This window comes from Actinomadura montaniterrae, from assembly GCF_008923365.1.
Taxonomy (GTDB): Bacteria; Actinomycetota; Actinomycetes; order Streptosporangiales; family Streptosporangiaceae; genus Spirillospora; species Spirillospora montaniterrae.
Genome location: NZ_WBMR01000008.1, coordinates 94,768 through 101,174, shown reverse-complemented (window position 1 = coordinate 101,174; position 6,407 = coordinate 94,768). Strand labels below are relative to the sequence as shown.

At 74.4% G+C, this 6,407-nt stretch carries 5 protein-coding genes; 4 read left to right on the top strand and 1 reads right to left on the bottom strand.

What is annotated here, in order from left to right; translation table 11 throughout:
• Positions 1–188: 188 nt before the first annotated feature.
• From wecB to F9B16_RS05220, 3 genes are all read left to right on the top strand, one after another.
• A complete protein-coding gene (gene wecB, locus F9B16_RS05230; RefSeq protein ID WP_151538672.1) occupies positions 189–1,304 on the top strand; it encodes a non-hydrolyzing UDP-N-acetylglucosamine 2-epimerase in 1,116 nt (371 codons plus the stop codon).
• A complete protein-coding gene (locus F9B16_RS05225) occupies positions 1,301–2,035 on the top strand; it encodes a hypothetical protein (RefSeq protein ID WP_151538671.1) in 735 nt (244 codons plus the stop codon). Before wecB ends, F9B16_RS05225 begins: the two co-directional genes overlap by 4 nt.
• A gap of 86 nt (positions 2,036–2,121) precedes the next feature.
• The gene (locus F9B16_RS05220; RefSeq protein WP_225991367.1) at positions 2,122–4,281 is read left to right on the top strand and encodes a glycosyltransferase; all 2,160 of its coding nucleotides are present in this window, start codon (positions 2,122–2,124) and stop codon (positions 4,279–4,281) included.
• A 28-nt stretch (positions 4,282–4,309) separates the two neighbouring features.
• On the opposite strand, the gene F9B16_RS05215 is transcribed toward F9B16_RS05220, so the two are convergent.
• Positions 4,310–5,194, bottom strand: a complete 885-nt coding sequence (locus tag F9B16_RS05215) for a hypothetical protein (protein ID WP_151538669.1) — start codon at positions 5,192–5,194, stop codon at positions 4,310–4,312.
• Between the two features lie 136 nt (positions 5,195–5,330).
• Here F9B16_RS05215 and F9B16_RS05210 point away from each other — a divergent pair, with 136 nt between their 5' ends.
• Positions 5,331–6,392, top strand: a complete 1,062-nt coding sequence (locus F9B16_RS05210) for a hypothetical protein (protein WP_151538668.1) — start codon at positions 5,331–5,333, stop codon at positions 6,390–6,392.
• Positions 6,393–6,407: the final 15 nt, after the last annotated feature.

The window sequence follows — 6,407 nt, the reverse complement described above, 5'->3', positions numbered from 1 at the left end:
GGCACCGCCAGCCGGGACCGGCGCAGCCGCCCGCCGAGCGGGCCGGGCGCCGCCCGGGCCAGCAGCCGCACCGCCAGCCGGGGCGCCCGGCCGGGGTCGTCGCGGATCTGACGCCAGGTGAGTCCCAGCAGGTAAACCGGCTTTTTCAGGGCAAGGTTCCGCACGGCGACGGAGCGTAGGCAACCCTGATGAACAGAAGGGAAATTGTGGTGTCACCCATCGTGCACGTCCTCGGGGCGCGCCCCAACTTCGTCAAGGCGGCCCCGGTCATCGGCGCCCTGCGGGCCGCCGGAGCCGACCAGGCGGTGATCCACACCGGGCAGCACTACGACGCCCGGATGTCGGAGATCTTCTTTGACGAGCTGGGACTGCCCGAGCCCGACGTGAACCTCGGCGTCGGCTCCGGCGGGCACGCCGAGCAGACCGCGGCCCTCATGGTCGGCCTTGAACGGGAGTTCACGAGCCGTTCACCGGTGCTCGTCATCGTGTACGGCGACGTGAACTCGACGATCGCCGCCGCGCTGGTCGCGGCCAAGCTGCACATCCCGGTCGCCCATGTGGAGGCCGGGCTGCGCTCCTTCGACATGACCATGCCGGAGGAGGTGAACCGGCGGCTCACCGACCAGCTGTCCGACATCTGCCTGGTGACGAGCCCGGAGGGGATCGGGCACCTGGCGAACGAGGGCGTCCCGGTGGAGCGGGCGCACCTGGTCGGCAACCCGATGATCGACACGCTGCTGGCCAACCTCGACTCGTTCGACACCGGACGCGTCCGGGAGGCGCACGGGCTGCCGGACCGGTACGTCCTCGCGACCATGCACCGGCCCGCGAACGTCGACGCGCCGGAGACCGCCGCCGCGCTCGTCCGGCACCTGCACGGCGTCGCCGACCTGGCCGACCTCGTCATCCCGGTACACCCGCGCGGCCGCGCGAACCTGCTGGCGGCGGGGCTCGACGAGCACGACCGCGTGCACGTCCTCGAACCGCTCGGCTACATCGACTTCATCGCCGCCGTGCGCGGCGCGGCGGCGGTCGTCACCGACTCCGGCGGCCTGCAGGAGGAGACGACGATCCTCGGGGTGCCGTGCCTGACCGTCCGGCCGAACACCGAGCGGCCCATCACGATCACCCACGGGACGAACCGGCTCGTCACCTTCGCGGAACTGGTGCCGGGCGTCCGCAAGGTGCTGGAGTCCGGCGCCCAGGCCGGCGACCGCAAGCCCCCGCTGTGGGACGGCCACGCCGGCCCCCGCATCGCGGAAGTCGTCATGACCTACCTCGGCGAGAACGGAGCCCTCGGATGAGCGGAGCCGACGGCGCGAAGGCGAACCGGCAGGCGGCGCGGCTGCGCGCCGCACTGCGGGAGCGCGAGGCGCGCGTCCAGGAGCTGGAGCGGCGCCTCGGCGCGCTGGAGACCTCGGTCGCCCTGCAGTTCGGCCGGCTCGTCGCCGGCGCCGCCCGCAACCCGCGCCGCCGCGGCGTCCGGCTCCCGAAGGAGCTGTACCGGCTCTGGCGCAAGCGGAACGGCCCCGAGCAGGGCCCGGCGGCCTCCGGGAGCGACCGGCTCCAGCTCGACCGGATCGACCGCCCCGAGGACCGGCTGCTCGCCGCCGCGCCCTACGACGGGACCGTCATCGCCGGGATCTTCGCACCGGCGACGGCGGCGGCGCTGCGCGAGCACGCCAAGGTGATCCCGCTCTACCCGCACGACGCCACGATCGTCCTCGACACCGCGGACGTGGACCTCGTCGTCGTCGACGCGGCGGCCGGCGAGCCCGGCGGGCCGTGGGCCTACCTGGGCGTCCCCGGCATGTACGACCGGGACCGCGCGCTGCACGACGTCCGCGAGCTCGCCCGCGCCCGCTCGCTGCCGCTCGTCCTGTGGGGCGAGGCGCCGCCCGCCACCCTCGCGCTCCTCGACTGGGACGCCGCCGTCACCAGCCCGAACCGGCTGCACGACCTGCTGGAACCCTCGCAGCGGGCGCAGCCCGCGGGGTCCGGGCGCACGCCCGCGGACATGACGCCGCCTCGTTGAAAGGAACTGCTGTGCCACCACGCGCCCTCGTCTACGGAGACGTCGACCTCAACCTCATCGACGGATCGGCGATCTGGGCCCAGGGCATGGTCCAGGCGCTGGCCCGCGCGGGCTGCGCGGTGACCCTGGTGCTCAAGGCCCCGGTCCGGACCGGCCGGCTGGTCGACCCGCTGCGCGCCCTGCCCGGCGTCACCGTCCGCAGCCCGCACGCCGAAGGGCTGGTCGAGGGGGAGGCGGGCATGCCGGCCAAGCAGGCCGCCGTGATCCTCGCCCGCGTCGACGAGCCCGAGCCGTTCGACCTCGTCGTCGTGCGGGGCCGCCGCCTCGCGGGCAAGCTGTCCGGCGGCCCGCTCGCCGGGCGCCTGTGGACGTACCTCACCGACGTCCCGCAGTCCGCCGCCGAGTTCACCGGCTCCGCGAAGGGCGAGCTGCGCCGCATCGCCGACGCGTCCCGGGTGCTGCTCTGCCAGACCGAGGAGCTGCGCGGCTTCCTGGAGAGCGCCGTCCCCGCGACCGCCGGGAAGAGCGTGCTGTTCCCGCCCGTCGTCGTGCTGCCCGACGGCCTGGAACCGCGCCCGGACGGCGCCCCGGACGGCCGCGCGCTCAAGCTCGTCTACACCGGCAAGTTCGCGCCGCGCTGGAACACCTACGAGATGACGTCGCTGCCGCGCCTGCTCGCGATGCGCGGCGTGGACGCCGAGCTGCACATGGTCGGCGACAAGATCCACGACGACCCGAAGGACCCCGGGTTCGCGACCCGGATGCGGACCGCGCTGGAGACCGGCGACGGCGTCGTCTGGCACGGCGGGCACCCGCGCGCGGAGGCGATGCGGCTGACGGCCGCGTCCGACGTCGGGCTGTCGTGGCGGCACCCGGAGATGGACGCGAGCCTGGAGCTGTCCACGAAGGTGCTGGAGTGCGGGACGCTCGGCGTCCCGGTCGTGCTGAACCGGACGCCGATGCACGAGCGGCTGTTCGGCGCCGACTACCCGCTGTTCTCCGCCACCGAGGACGACGTCCTCGACGCGCTGACGATCATCGGCAAGAACCCCGAGGTGTACACGCTCGCCGCCGACCGCTGCCGGACGGCCGCCGCCGGCTTCACCCTCGACGCCGCCGCCGCGCGGCTGCGGGACTGCCTGGCGCAGACGTTCCCGGAGCCGTCCGCCGCCGTCCTCGCCGCCGCCGAGGAGCACGAGCGCCGCTCCGCCGCGCCGGACGCCCCGGCGCTCCGGCCGCCCGCCGCCGGGGGCCGGCGCCTGCGCGTCGGCGTCGCCGGCCACGACCTGAAGTTCTTCACCCGCCTGCTCGACTACCTGAAGTCGCGGCCCGACATGGAGGTCCGCGTCGACCCGTGGGCGGCGCTGCGCGTCCACGACGAGGAGCGCAGCCAGGAGCTCGTCGACTGGGCCGACGTGATCGTCTGCGAGTGGTGCGGGCCGAACGCGATCTGGTTCGCGCAGCGCAAGCGGCCCGGGCAGCGGCTCGTCGTGCGGCTGCACCGCTTCGAGCTGTACGCGCGCTGGCCCCGGCACCTCGACATCGACGCCGTCGACCAGGTCATCTGCGTCAGCCCGCACTACGCGCGGCTGACCCACGAGATCCTCGGCTGGCCCATGTCGAAGATCACCACGGTGCCGAACTGGGTGGACGACCGGCAGCTCGACCGGCCGAAGCTCGCCGGCGCCGAGCACCACCTCGGCATGATCGGCATCGCGCCGTCCCGCAAGCGCCTCGACCTCGCCCTGGACGCGCTGGAGGAGCTGCGCCGCGACGACCCGCGGTTCACCCTCTTCGTCAAGTCCAAGCTCCCCTGGGAGTACTGGTGGATCTGGCAGAAGGACGAGGAGCGCGCCCACTACGAGCAGGTGTTCCGCCGCATCCGCCGGTCCCCGGTGCTGTCCGGCGGGGTCGTGTTCGACTCCTACGGCCGCGACGTGGCGTCCTGGCTGCGCCGGATCGGGTTCGTGCTGTCCACCAGCGACGACGAGAGCTTCCACCTCGCGCCCGCCGAGGGCATGGCGTCCGGGGCCGTCCCGGCGCTGCTCGGCTGGCCCGGCGCGGAGACGATCTACGACACCCGCTGGATCCACGCCGACCCGTCCGCGATGGCCGCCTCGATCTCCGGCACCGTCGCGCTGGACCGGTGGGAGGCCGACGCGGCGCTGGCCCGCGACCAGGTCCGCGCCGCCTACGGCCTGGACGAGGTGTGCCGCCAGTGGACCGACCTCCTCGCCGCCGCATGACCCGCGGCATGACCCGCGGCGCGGCGGGTCAGAGGCGATAGTACGGCTCGGGGTAGACCTCGATGCGCTTCACGTCGACGGTCGGCGGGACGCCCTTCGTCCGGATCCGCTGGATCGACCAGCCCGGCGGGAAGCGCGTCCAGGTCACCGTGTCCACCGGGCCGGTGCCGCCGACGATCCGGCCGCGCGAGTCGCGGAGGATGGCCGAGGCGTGCCCGTCGGGCAGGACCTCGCGCGCGCCGGACTCCACCCGGAACGTGATCGACAGGTCATGCCGGCGTTCCCGGTGCACCTCAGCGCGCGGCGGGCTGCCGAGGAGGAAGGGCTGCAGCTTGTCGACCCGATAGAGGTCGCCCTTGACGAGGCTCGCGGTGAGGCGCGGCGCGCGCGGGTCGGTGGGCGGGAGCCACTGCGCGGCGCCGAGCCGGAACGTCATCCGGGCCGCGCCGGCCCGCGTGACGTAGGTGTCGTCGCCGATGCCGAAACGGGCGCCCGGCATGATGTAGGGCGTGCTGCGGTGCCGCGCGTAGTCGCTCGTCTTCCCGATCAGCTGCGCGCCCCGGCGGTCGAGGATCCCGACGGTCACCGGCACCGAGACCGCCGTCGTCCTGCTGGTGTTCTCCAGCACGAGCCCCCAGCTCACCCGGTGCTCGCCGGACGCGTCGCGCAGCGCGGTGAAGCCCTGCTCGACGATCCGCACCGTCCCGCCGTCCGCCGGCTTCGCGGCGGGTGAGGCGACCGCGGACGGCTGCGGGAACGGGGTCGCCGGCGGGGTCGCGCCCTGCGCGGCCTGTTCGCCGGAGCCCCAGGGGCGGGTGAAGGCGAGCAGGAGCGCCACCGCCACTGCGGCCGCCGCCAGCGAGGCCCGCCCGTACAGGCGCGCCGTAGCGTACCGCCGCTCGTCGTCGTCCACCGCCGATCACCTCCGCCGCCGACTCTGGCGGAGGACGGGCGGGCGCGGTTCCGGCCTGACCGGAACCGGTCGCCGGGGACCCGGGGAAGGCCGCGATGCCATCTCATTGACTCCCGAAACGATCAGGGAGGTGGCCGTGCGGGAGTTCCGGTACCGGCGGCGGTGGATCCTCGGCGGCGGCGTCGCCCTGGCCGGGGTCCTCCTGGCCTCCCTCGTACACGGGACCGGCCGGGAGCCCCGCACGGTCGCGCTGGTCCGCGGCTACTTCGAGGCGATCGCGAAGCACGACGTCGCCCGCGCGCTGAGAACGGCGAAGATCGACCGGCCGGACGGGGAGGAGGCGCGGTTCCTCGCGGCCGGCGCCCTCGGCGACTGGAAGGTCGGCGGCGTCACGGAGACGAGCGACTCCGGCTACACCGGCGACGCGGAGGTCACCGTCGTCCTCGTCGGAGAGCACCACAGGCGGTACAGGACCACCGTGCGGTTGCTCAAGAGCCGCGCGGGCCTGCGGATCGCGGAGCCGCTGGCGACCGTGCGGTTCGGGGTGACGGCGATGCGGTACGCCGAGGTCGGCGGGATCCGCGTCCCCTTGCAGGTGGACCCCGCGAACAAGGACCGCAGCGTGGAGTACCGGCTGCTCCCCGGCTTGTACCGCTTCTACCAGGGCCGCCAGGACGTGGTGCGGGTCGCGGCGGGGCAGACGCCGGTGTTCCCCGGGGACGGCGGCACCGTGTCCGGCGGGGTGCCCGTTTCGCCGGAGTTCACCGTCACGCCCGCTGGGGAACGCGCCGTGTCGCAGGCCTACAACGCGTTCATCGACCGGTGCGCGAAGGCACGCGGCCTGCCGGCTGCGGGCTGCCCGTTCGGCCCTGATCCCGCCGGCGCCATCAGGACCCGCGACCGGGACGTGTTCGGATTCCGGAAGCTCACCTGGCGGGTGCTGAAGTACCCGGCGGTCGCCGTCCTCGCCCAGGGGAGCGGGCTGGAGATCGTCGATCGGGAGCGCGGCACCGTCGAGCTGAAGGGCACGGGGGTCGTCGGCGGCGCCGGGCCGAGGCGCGCGTTCACCGTCCCCTGCGAGACGATCACCGACGCGACCTACGGCACCCTGGGCATGGACGGGACGGTCTCGATCAGCGTGCCCCGGAGCGGCCCCCGCAAGGACACCTGCCGCGACGGCGCGCTCTCGGCCCGCTGACCCCGTCTCTCGGCT